Origin of the sequence: Paraburkholderia fungorum (assembly GCF_902833645.1) — a bacterium.
Classification (GTDB): Bacteria; Pseudomonadota; Gammaproteobacteria; order Burkholderiales; family Burkholderiaceae; genus Paraburkholderia; species Paraburkholderia fungorum.
In genome coordinates this window covers 213,064-229,458 of the sequence record NZ_CADFGE010000009.1, presented here as the reverse complement: position 1 = coordinate 229,458, position 16,395 = coordinate 213,064, and the positions used below count along the sequence as shown (strand labels likewise).

General features: G+C 60.1%; 15 protein-coding genes. 7 read left to right on the top strand and 8 right to left on the bottom strand.

All coding sequences use genetic code 11. The annotated features are described in order from the left end of the window. Positions 1-496: 496 nt before the first annotated feature. Positions 497-3,022 carry an adenosylcobalamin-dependent ribonucleoside-diphosphate reductase gene (locus tag HWX91_RS26550; protein WP_028195465.1) on the bottom strand — a complete coding sequence of 842 codons (2,526 nt, stop codon included), beginning with the start codon at positions 3,020-3,022 and terminating at the stop codon, positions 497-499. A 399-nt stretch (positions 3,023-3,421) separates the two neighbouring features. Between HWX91_RS26550 and HWX91_RS26545 the strand changes: the two genes are divergently transcribed. After that, on the top strand, positions 3,422-3,994 hold the full coding sequence (locus HWX91_RS26545) for a hypothetical protein (protein WP_028195466.1): 573 nt from the start codon (positions 3,422-3,424) through the stop codon (positions 3,992-3,994). 317 nt (positions 3,995-4,311) lie between these two features. On the opposite strand, the gene HWX91_RS26540 is transcribed toward HWX91_RS26545, so the two are convergent. From HWX91_RS26540 to HWX91_RS26520, 5 genes are all read right to left on the bottom strand, one after another. Further along, a complete protein-coding gene (locus HWX91_RS26540; protein ID WP_028195467.1) occupies positions 4,312-4,686 on the bottom strand; it encodes a ProQ/FinO family protein in 375 nt (124 codons plus the stop codon). Positions 4,687-4,745: 59 nt separating this feature from the next. After that, entirely contained in the window at positions 4,746-5,195 is a 450-nt protein-coding gene (locus tag HWX91_RS26535; RefSeq protein ID WP_042274408.1) for a hypothetical protein, read from the bottom strand. A gap of 41 nt (positions 5,196-5,236) precedes the next feature. Next, positions 5,237-7,135 (bottom strand): ATP-dependent helicase, encoded by a 1,899-nt coding sequence (locus HWX91_RS26530; protein ID WP_028195469.1) that lies wholly within the window; start codon positions 7,133-7,135, stop codon positions 5,237-5,239. After that, entirely contained in the window at positions 7,132-7,983 is an 852-nt protein-coding gene (locus HWX91_RS26525; protein ID WP_127837831.1) for a hypothetical protein, read from the bottom strand. Before HWX91_RS26525 ends, HWX91_RS26530 begins: the two co-directional genes overlap by 4 nt. 125 nt (positions 7,984-8,108) lie before the next feature. Further along, the gene (locus HWX91_RS26520; protein ID WP_127837830.1) at positions 8,109-8,408 is read right to left on the bottom strand and encodes a hypothetical protein; all 300 of its coding nucleotides are present in this window, start codon (positions 8,406-8,408) and stop codon (positions 8,109-8,111) included. 281 nt (positions 8,409-8,689) lie between these two features. Between HWX91_RS26520 and HWX91_RS26515 the strand changes: the two genes are divergently transcribed. The 6 genes from HWX91_RS26515 (at position 8,690) to HWX91_RS26490 (ending at position 13,969) form a co-directional block, all read left to right on the top strand. After that, positions 8,690-9,862: a carbon-nitrogen hydrolase family protein gene (locus HWX91_RS26515; RefSeq protein WP_102857271.1), complete on the top strand. Its 1,173-nt coding sequence runs from the start codon at positions 8,690-8,692 to the stop codon at positions 9,860-9,862. A 57-nt stretch (positions 9,863-9,919) separates the two neighbouring features. Next, on the top strand, positions 9,920-11,257 hold the full coding sequence (locus HWX91_RS26510; protein ID WP_127837829.1) for a hypothetical protein: 1,338 nt from the start codon (positions 9,920-9,922) through the stop codon (positions 11,255-11,257). A gap of 16 nt (positions 11,258-11,273) precedes the next feature. Next, on the top strand, positions 11,274-11,813 hold the full coding sequence (locus HWX91_RS26505; protein ID WP_028195474.1) for a polymer-forming cytoskeletal protein: 540 nt from the start codon (positions 11,274-11,276) through the stop codon (positions 11,811-11,813). Between the two features lie 244 nt (positions 11,814-12,057). Beyond that, positions 12,058-12,351, top strand: coding sequence for a hypothetical protein (locus HWX91_RS26500; RefSeq protein WP_028195475.1), 294 nt, complete (start codon positions 12,058-12,060; stop codon positions 12,349-12,351). Between the two features lie 14 nt (positions 12,352-12,365). Continuing rightward, the gene (locus HWX91_RS26495; protein ID WP_028195476.1) at positions 12,366-12,866 is read left to right on the top strand and encodes an AAA family ATPase; all 501 of its coding nucleotides are present in this window, start codon (positions 12,366-12,368) and stop codon (positions 12,864-12,866) included. Between the two features lie 86 nt (positions 12,867-12,952). After that, positions 12,953-13,969, top strand: a complete 1,017-nt coding sequence (locus HWX91_RS26490) for a putative bifunctional diguanylate cyclase/phosphodiesterase (RefSeq protein WP_052660670.1) — start codon at positions 12,953-12,955, stop codon at positions 13,967-13,969. A gap of 24 nt (positions 13,970-13,993) precedes the next feature. On the opposite strand, the gene HWX91_RS26485 is transcribed toward HWX91_RS26490, so the two are convergent. Beyond that, positions 13,994-15,370, bottom strand: a complete 1,377-nt coding sequence (locus HWX91_RS26485; protein WP_052660671.1) for a GGDEF domain-containing protein — start codon at positions 15,368-15,370, stop codon at positions 13,994-13,996. Further along, entirely contained in the window at positions 15,364-16,044 is a 681-nt protein-coding gene (locus HWX91_RS26480; protein WP_028195477.1) for an SAM-dependent methyltransferase, read from the bottom strand. Before HWX91_RS26480 ends, HWX91_RS26485 begins: the two co-directional genes overlap by 7 nt. Positions 16,045-16,395: the final 351 nt, after the last annotated feature.

Below are 16,395 nucleotides of genomic sequence, written 5' to 3'. Positions count from 1 at the left end.
CAAGCGCCCTGCCCTTTCCGGACAATTTGTCGAGGAAGGACTCCGTTGAATTGCGAAGGGAAGTGGGAAGATTCGGAAGAACCTTCCCTGATCGCGATTGACGTTATGGCCGGCGTGATAGGGAGCACGCGGGTCCAATCTCTGGCGTACCGAGCAGATATCCGGACCGAAATTGCAGGCAGCGGCGACGGGGCGAGAGAAGCGGATTCAGATTGCGGTTGATGGTTTTCCAGTTGTGCCAAGAAGGCGGGTAAAACTGGAATGGCACTGGTTCAGCCACTTTTGCAAGCCGGGGGATTGCAAAATTTGCCGAGGCGCGACAGGGTCTGCACGTGTTGCCGCCAACGCGGCGAAACTAATTCTACTTTCGGCTATCGGTTCTTGCAAACAAAACTTGAGGAGGGAAAGGACCTTTCGGCCCCTTCCCGGTTGCATTTATACGTAATGGTTACCATGAAGATTCACCGCACGATTTTTCAATCGCGCGGCGAAGCCTTCAACCGCAACTACCAACATCGCCGCAGTTCAGGCACTTCAGGCAGCCGTCGATCTTGTGCATTTCGTGCGCTCCACAATTGGGGCACTTCTTGCCAAGACCCACGCCGTAGAAGGGCTTGCTGTTCTCGACCGGCTCTTCGCTCGCTTCCACGAACGCCGAAACCGCACCGATACGCCGTGCGTAGGCTTGCGCCAGCACACGCGCGGGAACCTGGTTGCCGTCGGCATCCAGGAAGCCGCGTTTCGTCAACAGACGCTGCATCGAGTATGCCATCGCCGCGACTTCCGAATCGTGATACCGCGGAATTTCCGTCCCGTCCTCACGCACGACATAACCGCATCGGACCACACCCTTGTCCCAGACGGTTTTCCGCAGGTTCGCGAGCAGCTTTGGCAACTCGCCGCCCGAGCGGGCGACCATGGACAAGGAGCGCATCGTTGCGGTGATCCACTGCTGGCCGTCCGTAAGCTGACCAGCCGGCACGAAGAGCTCCACCGGTCGCTCGATTTCCACCTCATGGCCGTCGATGATGCCCTTGACGGTTGCGAAGCTGATCGAGAGGTAGGCGACTTGCTTGCCTTGCGTGTTCCAGTATTCGATCTTCGACGTGATTGACTCGAGATCGCCCTCAGGACGAGCCGGAAATCGTTTCTCAAGCGGATCATCATCGACGACCACAGCCGACGTTGCAGCGACCGGCTTCCCGACAGGCGCGTCCGAGAGAACCGAACCCAGCGTATCGTTCGGACGATACGTCGCCAATCCCTTGAGGCCCGCCTTCCAACCATCCAGATAGAGATTTTTGAAATCCTCGTACGGATAGTCTTCGGCGACATTCACCGTCTTGCTGATCGACGTGTCGATAAACGGCTGCACGGCTTCGAGCATTTGCATGTGCTCGGTTGCCGAGATGTCTCGTGCATGGACAAAGTAGTCCGGCAGACCATTGAATTCGATCGAACCGTCCTCCTTCACCAGCACCTGACCCAGGCCCAATTGCTCGTGATACACGCGCAGCGCATGGTCATAAACCACTTGCCACTTCGTCGAGCCGTCGTCCTGACGCACCTTGCGGTTGTAGCCCCAGCCGAAAGCCGGTTCGATACCGTTCGATGCGTTGTCGGCAAACACCAGTGTGATCGTGCCAGTCGGAGCAATCGACAGCAGGTGCGAGTTGCGAATGCCGCACTCGCGAATACCGGCCTTGATGTGCGCCGGCAGACGCGAGGCGAAACCGCTGAGGAGATACTTTTCCGCGTCCAGCAGCGGGAAAGCACCTTTTTCCTTCGCGAGTTCGATCGACGTTTCGTAAGACGCGTCACGCATCGTTTCCGAGATTGTTGCGGCCACATCACGCGCCTCGACCGAGTTGTATGGAACACGCAGCATCACGAGTGCATCGCCCAAGCCGAGAAAGCCCAAACCGATGCGACGTTTCGCCTGCGCTTCCGCACGTTGCTTATCGAGCGGCCAGTACGACACGTCCAGGACGTTGTCGAGCATGCGAATACCGGTCTTGACGACCGCCGCGAATGCTTCGTAGTCGAACGAGGCTAATTCCGTGAAAGGATTCTTCACGAACTTCGTCAGGTTCACCGAGCCGAGGCAGCAGCAGCCATAATCCGGCAACGGCTGTTCGGCACAGGGGTTCGTTGCTTGGATCTTTTCGCAGTAGTAGAGGTTGTTTTCCTCGTTCATGCGATCGATGAAGAGCACACCCGGCTCCGCGTGATCATAGGTCGACTTCATGATCTGTTCCCACAGATCACGGGCGGGCACCTTGCGATAGACATACTTCCCGTCTTCTCGCTGGTAGGTGCCTTCGAGATCCGGATGCGGGGGCGCGACGTGCGCGAGCTCCACTTCCTGATCTGCAACCACGGCTTGCATGAAAGCATCGGTGACGCCAACCGAGATGTTGAAGTTATTCAACTTCCCCACTGTACGCTTCGCGTGGATGAAGGTCTCGATGTCCGGATGATCGCAGCGCAGCACGCCCATCTGGGCGCCGCGGCGAGCACCGGCCGATTCGACCGTCGTGCACGAGGCATCGAACACGTCCATGAAGGATACGGGCCCGGATGCGCGCGAATGCGTACCCTTGACCCAGGCGCTTTTCGGGCGAATTTGCGAGAAGTCGTAGCCGACCCCGCCACCGCGACGCATTGTTTCCGCCGCTTCAGCAAGAGCCGTGTAGATACTGACCTTCCCATTGACCGTTTCGTTCACCGCATCCCCCACCGGCTGCACGAAGCAGTTGATGAGCGTGGCCTTGATGTCGGTACCAGCGGCCGAATTGATGCGACCGGCCGGGACGAAACCATCGTTGAGCGCCTGCAGGAAGCGGGCTTCCCACTCGTCGCGAACGTTGGGCTGTTCAGCCTGCGCGAGTGCATGAGCGACACGGGTCCGAACGTCCGTGATCGTCTTCTCGTCGCCCTTCGCGTACTTTCTCTCGAGCTGCTCAATCGAGATAGTTTGCGGGGGTAACGTGCCAGCGATAATGCTGTCATTTGCATTCATGATAAAACTCCGTAAATGATGCGCCCAAGGCGCGTTTGAAAAACCGCTCTGGATGGGCTAGGCACGCGAACGCGCTTGCCGCAGCCGCAGAGGTCTTTGGCGGACGCTGTAGGTCTATTACGGATAGGAAATCACGACACCCGGACGGGTGCGCTATTGCAGAAGCGAACCAATGTTGTGGTTGCTTGGGTGGCCAACAATCTGGCGCGATAGAAACGTGATGCCGACAACTCGGCGTGTCTCGATAATAGTTGAACTTACCCGGGACTGCAAATTGCGAATGTTTGCCAGATAACCCAAGCATTCGTCCCAACGTGCTAAACGCGCGCAGCGAGAATCCGGAAAGATACTTTTGGGTGCGCGCCGCCTGCAGCAATCTCACTAAACGGACGACTAGCCTTGAATACCGCCGATCAGTCCCAGCCAGGGGATTCCTGGGCCGACGTGCCCATCACGATCCCCAAGAACCTCAACCGGATCGAGGCGATCCGTACGAACGTCGCGTCGCGGACCGAGATGCGCGTCCACTCACTGCTCATTCGCCGCTGGGTGGACCGCGAGTTCTACTTCGTCTCCGAGCGGCTTTTCATCCGTAGTCGTGGCTTGAAGACGCGAGAGGCAACGGCCAAAGCCCTTCCTGGGCTGGTCAAGGATCTGAAGTATGCGGCACTGGGCCTTCAGGTGGACGCCGAGGCCTACGAAGGCGAGTTGAACGAGGCCGTTTCCCGCAAGACACGGTTCGATCTCATCCTAGTTATGCCGATGCTGTCGACTCTCTACCGAGAGCTGCAGCGTGCCGACCTGGCGATCGCGCAACTGTACATGTCCGAGTACAACAAGAAGATCACCTATGAGCAGCGGGAGGCCATGCTTCAACCGCTGCATCTCGCTTTGGTCGCGATCAAACAACACGCCATTGGCGTTGTGCCCAAGACAATGGCCGAGCTTGCCGAAGAACTCCAAATCAGCTAACCACGCCGTCTTCCCTCGCGAGTCGACCTAAGGAAAATTAGCCCCTCTCGAGACCGCAGCTACACGGCACTCAACGGTCCACCCATACCGGCGCAGTTGCTCAATACATCCGAGGTCGCTCGGGCCTGAACCCAAACAGGGTTGGGTAGCATATAGGAAGCTTTTCTCGGCAGCCGATTCGCAATTTTTACCAGGTTACCGTGAGACGCGTGATGCGCTTGTGCTTGCTGCCCACTACATGTCGCAGCCACCGAATCCGTGGAGGCATCGAGACGCCCAAGGGAGTTTAGCCGTGTGCACGACCCGACGTCCCCCGGTCAGTCGTCGAACCAGTCGCGTTGCTTGAACTGGGCGCGCATTGCTGGAGTCCATCGCCCTCGGCGCTTAAGTTCGGCCTTTGCCGCCAGTCGGTCCGATTCAGTTACCAGTTCTACGCGGTTGCCCGATAGGTCTCTGCGCCGAAGGACAAACGCCACGGCCTTCAGGTAAGCGAACGTGCATTGATAGAACGCAACCGCTTGCGCGACGTCGCGTGTGACACCAGGCGTCCGCAGATCGGCGAGGATATCATCCACAATCCCAGCCTTGAGGGGGCGCACCCTCGCTGGATCGGCACTGAATGCGTTTGGATACCGTGTTGCCAGTCCTTCGATGGCCAGCATGTACCGTTGGATTCTTTTTTTGCTCGCCATACCAATGCGCCTTCCCGACTATTGCTGTGGGTTCGCTGCCCAGCCGGGCAGCGCATCTTCTACCCGAGGACGCGCCTGAAGAACCGCTTCAAGCGCGTAGTCAATGCTACATCTTGAGTTGGCAGCGCACCGGCAGACGTCGCATACTGTTTCGCAATTCCAGGCGGAATCCAGAATCGAGAACCGGACGCTACGTACGCGCTAAAATCAGTGTCCCGGATTTCGACATCCGGCGGGAAATTGAACATCGGCAGTCCCTCGCGCCGGAACACGCCCACCGCACCTTCGACATCCCGCTTCAATTCCTCGTCGAACAGGACCGCGAGATCCGGATTGTCTGGACGCCTCGTGACTCCGTTGGGGACGTTGTGTAGCGCGTCAGCCAAGTCATGGATTGCGGCCATCGTCTTCGGAGTGACGGGTTGTCTCGCCAAGGCCCGAATCTGGACGAGCGCATCTTGGGTGATTTTCAAGGCCTGCACTTGCTTCTCGGTCAATTCGACCATCATCTACTCCCTGTTGAGGACCGCTCGCTGATATCCGGATCGGATTAGGCATCCATGAGGTTCGCGTCTGCCGCCTCCGGGTCCACGATTCGCTCGATTCCACTTTCCTTGATGAACATGCTGGGCGGCTTTCCGCCTCCGGTCGACAACATCAGATCCTTTCGCGCACGCGTCATCGCAACAAACATCAGACGGCGCTCCTCTTCCAGCGTGCCGTCTTTGGCTGGGAACACCTCATCTTCGGCACCGACGACCCAGACATAGTCGAACTCAAGCCCCTTCGAGCCGTGGGCCGTCATCAGCTCGACGGCTTTTGCGGCGTCTGCGCCTTCGGGCTTCTTCTCCTCGCGCTTACTCTGCGCCATCTTGATGGCCGTCAGGCGATCTTGAACGGTCTGGGCCATGATCCCCCGCTCCGGGTCCGCCCGGCGCGGCATGAACATGTCGCGCGCGATCTGAAGGACGTTTTCGCTGCGCTTGTCCGGCGCATAGGACGCGAGCCACTCGCAGATCCCGTAGACGAGGAGTGTGTCCGCTCCAGCCGCCAGCGATGACTGCCACCCGGTGAAGAGCTTGACGAACTCGCGCCACTTCTCCTTGACCGAGTCCTCGATCTTCGCCCGGGCGAAGTCCTCCGACTGTCCGAGCAGAAATGCGCCACGAAAGAGCTTCTCGAGTTTGACGATGCTTTGTTCGTCAACTCGGCACCAGGACAGCAACTGGTCCATCACCTTCTTCTCCGGCTTCACGACAGCCTGGACGGCCGCGCAGAAGATCATCACCTCGATGCTGTTCAGGATCGACTCACCCGGCGGGCGGCGGTACGGAATCCCCATCGCCTGCAGGCGGGCCTCGACCTCGTCCAGGCGACGGTTGTTGCGGGCGAAGATCGCACACGGCTGATCGCCGCCGACCTTGAGCGCCTCGCCGGCGTAGATCGCTGCAGCGTGTGCTTCTTCCTCGCGCGTCTTGAAGGTCTTCCACGCGGTCTTGCCGCCAGCCCCTTTCATTGCGACGAGGTTCTTGTCGACGCGGTCGAGGTTGTGGTTGATAACCTTCGTGGCCGAGCTGACGATCTCGGCATGGCTCCGGTAGTTGTTCCCAAGCATCAGGCGTTCGGCGTTGAAGCTGCGCTCGAACATCAGCATGCCCTCATAGCCGAGCGCGTTCCGGAAGCCATAGATCGACTGATCGTCGTCACCCACCGCAGTTAAAATGACATTTGCGCGATGATGCGCGGCCGCCATATCGAACTGCGGCTTGTCGGTATCCTGATACTCGTCGATGAAGAGTCGGGTGACGTTGAGTGATGGAACGGCGCCGGACTCGAGGCCGGCGTTCGTCTTCAGCAGGATGTCCTGGAAATCGATGACCTTCTGCCGGTTCATGATGTCCGTGTAGATCTGGGTCATCTGCTCGTGGCGCAGCTCAGTCGCCGGCCGTCCCGACTTCACGTGTTCGATAATTCGCGTCGCTTCATCAAGCTTAATGTCGTCGATCGCGAGCTCCGACATCGCCCGGAGGATATAACTGCGACGCGGCCCTTCCTTGACGATCTTCCAGGGCGTTTTTCCGAACGGCCATGGGCGCCGGGAAATGATGTCTCTACCGAAGACAATGTCCCTCCCCGAGTCCGTTTTCAGTTCGGGAAACGACATGAGCTTCATCACCGAGTGGAAGGTGCCCACGAGAAGCCGAGTGGCGGCCTCTTCTCCGGCGAGCGCGATGGTACGGGCTCGAAGCTCGAGGGCCGCCTCACGCGTGAACGTGACCGCGGCAATGCGTTCGGAGCGAGCCTGCAGCGCTGCCGCAATCTTGCGCGAGATGGTGTTGGTCTTCCCAGATCCGGGGCCCGCGATGACGAGGCAGTTGTCTTGGCAATTGGCCACGGCCATCTGCTCGTCGTTCAGGGGCGCGAGGATTCGCGCAATCTTCTCGCTCATGCCGCCACGGCTTGGTCAGCGTTCGCGGCTTTGGTCTTCTTCGCGGGCGCCGGCCTTTCATTCTCGCCGGCGCGGCGACGCAGCGACTGGTTCACGTGGGAAGCGAAACCGTAGATCTTGCCGAGAGCTTGCTTAGCAAGCAGTTGGCGCTTGCCGGTTTCGCCGTCGTCGATAAGTTCGTTCCACTCGAGGCTGGCCATCTGCTCCAGTGATTGGTCGTATTTCATCACGCCCTTCAGCATCTTGATACCGAGGCGCGAACGGAACAGGGCCTTCATGTCGACCGCCGGCGTGAGGACTTCCGGCTTTATCCACGGCATACCTTCGGCCTCGACCTGCACCTTGCCTTCCGTCACGAGCATCGCAACGCGGCCCGATTCCTTTTCAGCGTCGGCGTAGAACTCTTCGATCAACGTGCGCAACTGCTCCTCGACTTCCTCGAACTTCTTGCCGAGGACCATCTCGCCGTAACGCTGCAGGTTGTGCGCGCAGTAGTCGATCGCCCCGAGGTAGCGCTCCAGTGCGGACCCGACGACGCGATCTTTCACGATGATCTGTTGCGTGGCCATCACAATACCGGCCTCCGCGGTCGTGAGTGCTTTGCGGCCCTTTTCGCGCTGGCTGGCGGCCTTCTTCATCAGGCGCGCGCGCGTGGCTTCCGGATCTTCGTCTTCGGCCGGCGTCGGGGGCGGAGCCTGCGTGCGCCCGCTCTGGCTTGCATCGCCCTTCGACATCTCGACGGCCGCATCCAGATCGCGGAGAGCCGCTTCCGCCTCGAGTTCCGCAGCGGTCTTCGGCTCCAGAGCCGCGTCGCCTACGTTGTCTTGACCGCCGAGCCCGGCGGACACAATCTTGCTAATACTGCCGGGCACGATGTTATCGGCGCTCATACTGACCTCACTCTGTTGGAAGTCTGGATAGCTTCGCGCTGACCGCCAAACAACCCGAATGGAATATCAAGCCGTCTATATCTTTATTCGGCAATGCTGGCAAGCTGAGGGACCGGGGTCGACGCCAGTTCGAGCCGGATGTCGATAAAGTCCACGTCGCTCGCATAGGCCTGCGTGGTCGGGCGCAGCGGACTCATACTCTCCACCATGTCGTCTATCAGACCGGCCGACGGCGTCTTTGCCCAACGCACCGCGAAACGGAAGGTAGCGCGGCGGCGCATCGTGTCGATCGAATTGCCGAGCGCGCGCAATTCGACTGGCTTATTTTTGTGGCGGAAGCCCAAGGCGACCACCATCGTTTTTACGTTGGACTCAAGACTCACGATGGCTCTACTCTAGATGTGGACGATATCAGCACTGTAGCCGGACGAGGCGAGCACGGCGAAACGAATGCCGAGCAACGTGCGCAGCGTCCGCTCGGACGGGAGCGTTCGAGCCTGACGCTACCGCCGCTGCACACTATTGTCGCAACGGGATTTTTCCATTCTCGATGCTCAATACTCGGCCGCGACCGGATATTGATGAATGTGCGAAAACGAATGTCCGTGCATGAGGCACCGTCATTTGCCTCAGACGGGATTGCCCTACTCTCTACTCTGCCTGCATGACTGCCGAATCTCGCTCCCGGGTGGTCCACCCGGTCCTCCTTTTTGCCTGCCTGTTCTCCTGCGGCCTACTGTGCGCTCGCTCGACGTTTGCGGCCGCGGGCTACGTCGCCCTGCCCGCCACCTTGTGGTGCCTGCGCGAGCTCGGGAAAACGTCCTTTCTATACCTGCACGGATGGTTCCTTGGCGCACTTAGCAGTGTGGCGCTCGGGGTGCTTGATGTAGGTGCCGGCCTCCCGATGGCCCTGACCCTCTGGTTTGCGCTCGCCCTGCTCTCGACGTTCTGCACGGCGCCAGCTTTCAGGCCACGCGCGATGCCGACGGAGCGCGCAGCATGGGTCTTCATCCCGTTGTCACTGCCGCCCCTCGCCCTGATCGTTCCTGTACCGCCCGCTGCTGCTGCCGGCTGGTGGTTCCCATCGACAGGCGCATTAGGCGTACTGATGACGATTTTGACCGCAGGGGCGGTTCTCGAGACGATCAGGCGCGCGTCGTGGCGGCCGCTTGTACTCCCGGTACTCTGCGCCGCGCTCCTGAACCTGCACGCTGTTCTCGTACCGCCCGCGACATCTCGCGTGATGGCCCTGAGCCTTCCGGTCGACAGGCCGCCTGTGGATTTTGGTGAGTCGATTCGGGCCGCGCTGCTGTATGGGCCACTCGTGCGTAGCGCCGCAGCGACGTCTCACGCATCCGGCGAACCAACGCTGACCATGATGCTGCCGGAGAACGTGCTCGGCCCCGTTTCTTCCGGGCAAATCAACGTGCTCCACTTACCGACGGCTGTCCGGCTAATTGCAGGGGGATCAGGAAAAGTGCAGTGGGCCGAGCATCTTCAAAAAGGTGTCTGGGTCTTGCCGGAACGTGTGTTCTATCCTGCCATTCAGCCGATTCCTATGATCGAAGAGGGGCTCGAGCCGCATTGGAGTGCGATCGGGCACGTCGCGAAAATAGGCGACGAACGGTATTCGTTGCTTGTTTGCTTTGAGGCGGTCGCTTCTCTTCCTCTTTATCATCTGCACTACCGAACACCGATCCTTTTGTTGGGAAATGGCTGGTGGGACCGCAACCGAACCATGGATATCGAGGTGTCGCTCGCGCAAGCTTGGGCCCGCCTCTTCTACGATCCAATCTCGATCTCACGCGGTTTTCCGTTTCCGGGAAAGGCTCCTTAATTCCATAGGCATTCAAGCGCCACGCGCGTCGGCTCATCACGTATCGTTTCACCCATCATGAGTGACGCGATCTACCCGCACAGCGTAGCGAAACCACGGCCCACCATCACGATGGTGAAGACGGGCCCGTTTGTAGTTCGCCACCTGGCTCCAGGCAAACCCTTCCTGCAGTTCAAGGACGGGAAATATGTCCTCGTCTACCCGAAGCACCCGGACGAAATGCCGAGACTGCCGGTCTCGGAGCGACTTCGTTATCGTATCAACCAGTGGCTAATTTCCCGTCAGGCAACATGGTATGTCCCGCCACTGAAGTTCCCCTCGGCATCTGTGCCCATCGAGCACAACCGTGCTTCCGCTCGGCCAGCAGCATCGCGCTCACGTGCAACGATGCCAGCCAAGATGCCGGGGCGCATGCGTGCCAGCGTGGCGGCGGTCGCGAAAGCGTTGGGTCGAGGCGCTCTGATTGCATTTCTCGGTTTCATGGCGCTGATGGGCGTCACCCGATTCGTGCATGTCGATGTGCAAACGGTCTTTCAGTCCGTGCACTTCGGCATCCCGCACTTCCTTACGCCGTGGCGCAAGGCTGACGATCCCGTCGACCAAGCGCTGCATGGACAGCCGAACGTGTACCCCGCGATTGCGTACTACCCGAGCATCACGCCAAGTACCTTTACGCCACCGGCAGCAGGCGACAGTCCGGCCCAGGCACGAGAGGACGCGCACCTCGCTCACGACGCAGCGAAGGGCTGGATACCTTTGCCGGGCGGAGGGCCTTTCCCGATGAACATGCCGGCCTATGGCGACGATGGACAGAAAGGGCCGATCCACCTGACGATCCACTCGCCAACCTTCACTTCACCGTACGATCAGGGTGATGAGGACGGTGGTGGGGATGCCGTGACATTGCTCGGAGCGACTCCCGCGCCAGTAGCTGCGCCCGCGGAGGCGCCGCCAGCACATGTCGCGCCGCGGAAGGAAAACGCCCCACGCGTCCTTATCGTTCACCCTGCGCACGAGTCCGCCGTGCCCCGAGTGATCAATCGCCCGGCCCCGCAACCTCAAGCGCAACCGATTCAGCCACCGCCCGCGCAACCGAGCCGCGACACGGTCGACGTGCAGCTCATGCCGGTCGCAACGCAGACCCCTTCGATTTCGACTCTGCCGCCGAGCGACGGCAGTCAGCAACCGACGCAGCAAAACGCTTCGACCGATGGCCCTGTCAAGCCCAAGTTCAATGTCATCACGAAGAACGGTGACGCACTCGTCGTGAGCGATCACGGCCAAATGAAACAGGTTTCTGTCGGGCAGACCCTTCCCGACGGTTCAACGCTGCTTTCCGTCCAACAGCACGGCGGCGGCTTCTCTACCTCCCGCGGCAACTTTGTCGCCTACTGAAGACCAGGAGCATTCCATGCAGAACGCAGCACAGCAACACGATGAAGTCGATACCGGCGCCGCCGTTTCCTATCTCGACAAGTTTCGCGCAACGGACCAGCCGCAGACCGAACAGCAACAGGCGCCGACCCGGGCCCGCTCGCGTACTCCGCTGCCGAACCTGCGCACGATGTTCGATCGTTTGATCAACAACTTCGGCCGCGACAGCGATGGTGTCTTCTATCTCGACCACGAAAAGCACAACATCCGTTCGACGTTCTCCGGTGACTTCGAACTCGACGGCACCATCAAGACTCGCGCGGGCGCGCTCTTCAAGGGCACGATGCATAGCCCGGAATCGCTGATCAAGTCGGGCGGCACGGTGGTTATCGATGCCGACGCGGACGTATCGATCAACATCGAGTGCGAAACGCTGATCGTGCTGGGCAAGCACTCGGGGAAAGCCACCGTGAAGGGCACGCTCATCAATATGGGCGCGATCAAGGGCGAGTACATGTATGGCGCTCTCGAATCGTTTGGCCGCATCGAAGGTATGGTCGAGCAGATCGTTAGCTGATCACCCGTCGCGGTATGCTCTTCCCGGGTCTCCTCTCGCCATGGTCACGCCGAGCCGCGACCATGGCTGTCCTGATCTGGTGGGCATTCCTATCATGGCAGCACCGCGATGTTTTTCAGGCGGCGGCGGAACAAGCCGGCGTACCCCGCGTGACATCCGAGATTAAGTGCGTCATCAAGAACGGAGCTAGTGCTCCCATTGTTTGTCCCAAGATCATTCCGCAACCTAACAAGCAGAGGCACAAATGAGTCGCAACTGGGAAAATGTCTACGCCAATCTCGGCGACGCGACCGATTGCCTACGTGATGCAGTTCGCACCCTTCGCAAGGAGCTTCCGAGCGCGGCACCGGGGAGCGCCCGAGGTACCCCCACGGTTGATGTGAAAGCGAACCTGGAACAACGCATCGCGCAGATCCAGGAGGTCATCCGACTGGTCGAACAGGACCGCTCAGATTTTTACGTTTCGCACACGGCTGAGGTACGCAGCGCACGGTCACAATCGAACTTTCTGTTCGGCACTCAACCGGCGGAAGCGTGAGTGGCTCGCCGGCCATGAACGTCAATGTTGGTTCCCATGTCTTCCTGCTGGGCCCGCATGGTTGTGGCAAGAGCACCATCGGTCGCAATCTAGCTGCGCAGGGGTATGTCCACTTGAGCATTGGCCTGATTGGCCGTCTCGCCCGCCGGGGCTCTCGCCCGGCTGACATACCCGTACGTCTGCTCCAGGTGATGGCTCGCCACGTTCCGGGAGAGGCGCTCGATGCCCGCGCCGCTTCCGTGATCCTCGATTACGCGCGCAGTCTCGAGAAGGTCGTGATCGACGGGTTTCCCGCGCACGTAGAGCACCTGGCTCTCCTGAATGACATAGAACGTTGGCGGTTCGTATATGTGCTGACGCCCCGCCAGATACGGGAGGAACGGCTAATAAAGCGCGCCGAGGACACGAAGCGCGGCTGGACGCCCGGCCTCAAATCTGCTCGCGACGGCCTCCTTCCCGCTCTCTGCTGGCACTTGCGATCGAAGGGGCAACTCCTTCGACATTCAAACGGTTGACAGGCTCGATTCTGTAATCATTGTAGATGGCACGCCTCCGCAAGTCGGAGGCCTTCACGATCCACCTACATTGAGAGCCTAATACCGTGACGCCTTCCCTCTCCGTAGACCAGGACATTCGCGGCAGCACTCAACTGATCGAGAACCTGCTGGAGTATGTGATCAAATACGCTGTCTCGTATGCTGAGCCCCGCGACGGATCTTGCTGGGAAGTCATCAGTTACGCGCGAGACTACCTGCAAAAATCGCCTGGACGGAGCGGCTCGCGCGACCAAACGTTCCAGATCGATTCGCCTTGGCCAGAGCTCCAGAACGAGCTTCTGACGGGCCTGTACGAAGGCCACTTCTCAATCAACTATCAGCCGGTCTGTGAGATTTCATCTCAAGCGGTCGTGGGGGTTGAAGCACTCGCGCGGTGGACGCATCCAAAGCGCGGCAGCATCTCGCCTGTTGTGTTCATCCCGGCTGCTGAGCGGACCGGCTGCATCCACGCATTGGGTCGATGGATTCTGCTGAAGGGCTGCGAGCAGATGGTCGCCTGGGAGCGGGAGGGCCTGTTCATCCCCTACCTGTCGGTGAACGTGTCGCCGCTCCAGTTCAATCGCGAAGAATTCCTCGCATATCTCGACGAGGCACTGATCATCAGTGGCCTAACCCCGTCGCGGCTGGTTCTCGAAGTAACGGAAAGCCTTGGTCTCGTACACAACAGCAACGCTGCCGACAAAACCTTCCAGGAATTACGTGACCGCGGCGTCCGAATCATGATTGACGACTTCGGCACGGGTTTCTCGAGCCTGACTTATCTGCAAAACTTGCCGTTCTCGGCGATCAAGATGGATCGCCAGTTCGTTTCGAAGCTCCCCTCCTCGCGCAACGATCTGGAAATCATCAAGGCGATCACCGAGCTCTCCCGTCAACTCGGCATGGACATCATCGCGGAAGGCGTAGAGACGCAGGAGCAGAAGGAAACGCTCATCAAGCTCGGCTGCAATCTCATTCAGGGCTGGCTGATCAGTCCGGCGCTGGCTGCGGTTGATCTGCAGCGTGAGTTTGCCGAGGGGCGTCTGGCCACCAAGAAGCCTCTGGTTGCAATCGCAGCCTGACAGCAGAGGCCGCCGCCGGCGGCCTCAAATCGCTTCGACCTTTCCAGCGATCTGAAAGGAATCGCGGCCCGCCTGTTTGGCTCGGTACATCGCAGCGTCGGCACGTTTCATCAGAGACGCGAGTGTGTCGCCGGGCAGGCTGGTGGCGATACCCATCGATAGCGTCACCCCATAGAGTTCCGCTCCACGTGCGCGCCCACGGACGCGCTCCGCAACCTGCACCGAGTCTTCGGCGCTTGTGTGCGGCAGCAAGATCACGAATTCATCCCCACCCCAACGGCATGGCATGTCCGATGCTCGCACGCTGCTCTCGAGCACGGCGGCAACTCGCTGCAGCACCAGATCACCGGTGTGATGGCCGAGGAGGTCGTTGACTCGCTTGAAGTGATCGCAGTCGACCATAATCAGCGTATGGCCCCACCCAGCTTCAAACCGGGTGTACTCGACCTCGAAAGCAGACCGGCGCATCAACCGTGTGAGCTGGTCGTTCCGAGCGGTCTCGTACAAGGCACTGACGATGTTGTTGAGCGCGTTCATGGAGAAAGCGTTGCAGGCTGTCTGCTGCGCGATCTCGCGGATCAGTCCGTGCGCCCTTTGCGCTGCGACCTCAAATGGCATTCCGTCCTGCACCACGCCGTCGATGATCCCCATCGAGAAGGCATCCCCGACCCCGAGCAGAGTGTCGACGTGCTCAAGCGGCGGCGCGGGGATCTTCAAGCGGGTTTCGCCTGGCAGATATACAACTGCACCCCGCTCGCCGCGCGTAACGACGAGTGTCGTGCCAGTGGCCTTAGCCAGGTCGGCCGGGTCGATGGCCTGCATGACCTCCATGAGGCGTTCGGACTCGGCACCGTTCATGAACACGGCCCCAACGCATGGGAGGACGTCCGCCAGCCGTGCGACCTTGTCCTGCGACACCGCCAGGGCGAAGACCGGGACCGCAGCCTCCTTGGCGATTGTAATGATTGAGCGCAGCGACGCCGCGTTGAGATTCGCCTCGACGATCACATAACCAATGCCGTTCATGGCCTCGCGAATCCGGGGCTCCTGGAACGTATGCGTGTCGACGGGCGTGGCGGAAACGGCGGTGTGCATGTCGCCTTGCACCGTCAGTTGTGCGACGAAGGCAGCGAGCGGCATGCCCTCGATCTCGTCGGCAAGCAGGTCAACACCTTTGTCCTCAATATGGCCGCCCATCAGGCGCTCGATGGGCGAGGCACCCCATGCAGTCAAGAGCCGTACCGGCCGCCCGAGCCGGCGCAGGTTGAAGGCTAGATTACAGGCAGTGCCGCCCGCCTCGATCGTTACCGATCCGATGCGGTCCTTGTGATCCGACTCGGCGGAGGGCCGAGCGAGAATGTCGAGGTGCGCGGAGCCTATGACCAGTCCCGTCTTTACCATGCGATTGCCTTGATGTTGCCAAATGCGGACGCATAGACACGCTCTACGCGCATCCCGGCCGTCTCGAGTAGCTGAGCTAGGTTCGCCACACTGTAGAGGCATACCGGGCCGTTGATGCCGTGCCGCTCGACCATCTCGTCGGACAGCGCTGCGTAGCGCGCTTCGATCGGCAGGTTCGCCGCGGCGTAGCCGCACCCAAGTTCGCTGTGCAGCCCTGAGGCGGACAGGTACATCCGGCCGCCTTTCCTGAGCAGGCTCTTCAGTTTGCGCGCGATGTCGATGGCATTGGAATACGGAACGTAGTGAATCATCCGCTGGCAAACGATCGCGTCGAACTGCCCGATCGCCACCGCACTCGCGTCGTCGAGAGCGGTCAGATCTTGCTGCACGAAGCGGACTCGTGCCTCAACGCCGTGGGCGGCCGCCGTCGCGCGGCAGAGTTCAGCGTAATCGTCGATGTCGAGCGCCACGACGTCGGCGCCGGCGATCGCCATGCGGGCAGCTTGGCCGCCAGACGCGCTGGCGGCATCCAGCGCGCGTGCACCGCTGCCGACGTCGATCAGGAACTCGAGCGCAGTCGTGTCGAGGTCGTCGGCACGCTGGGCTGCAATGTCTACTCCATGGCCGCCGATGGTCACGTTGCGCGCATCGCCATAGAGATTCAGTTGAGTCATGCTGCCCTCGCCTTGAACGTTCTTTTGTTAGCCTGTAAATCATCCAATAATGCCGATTTACGGTTGAATCGAATGTTTCCTTTAACGCAAACTCAATCGAGACAGCGGCTGTATTCGCCAAAGCGAGTATTTGGTGCCCTAGTAGGCGTGGAGGACAAAATGCCTGACAAGGGTGGTCACAAGGCCAATGGCGCCGCCCAGACACAGAATGATCGATAGGCACGCCAGAGCGATTAGCCAGAGACGTTGGCTGCGCGTAGCCGTCGCCTCATCCAGTATCCTCATGACGTTTCGAACACCTTCCGCGTCGGCGCGGTGCACTCGAAAGTGGGTATCACTGACTCGCTCGAA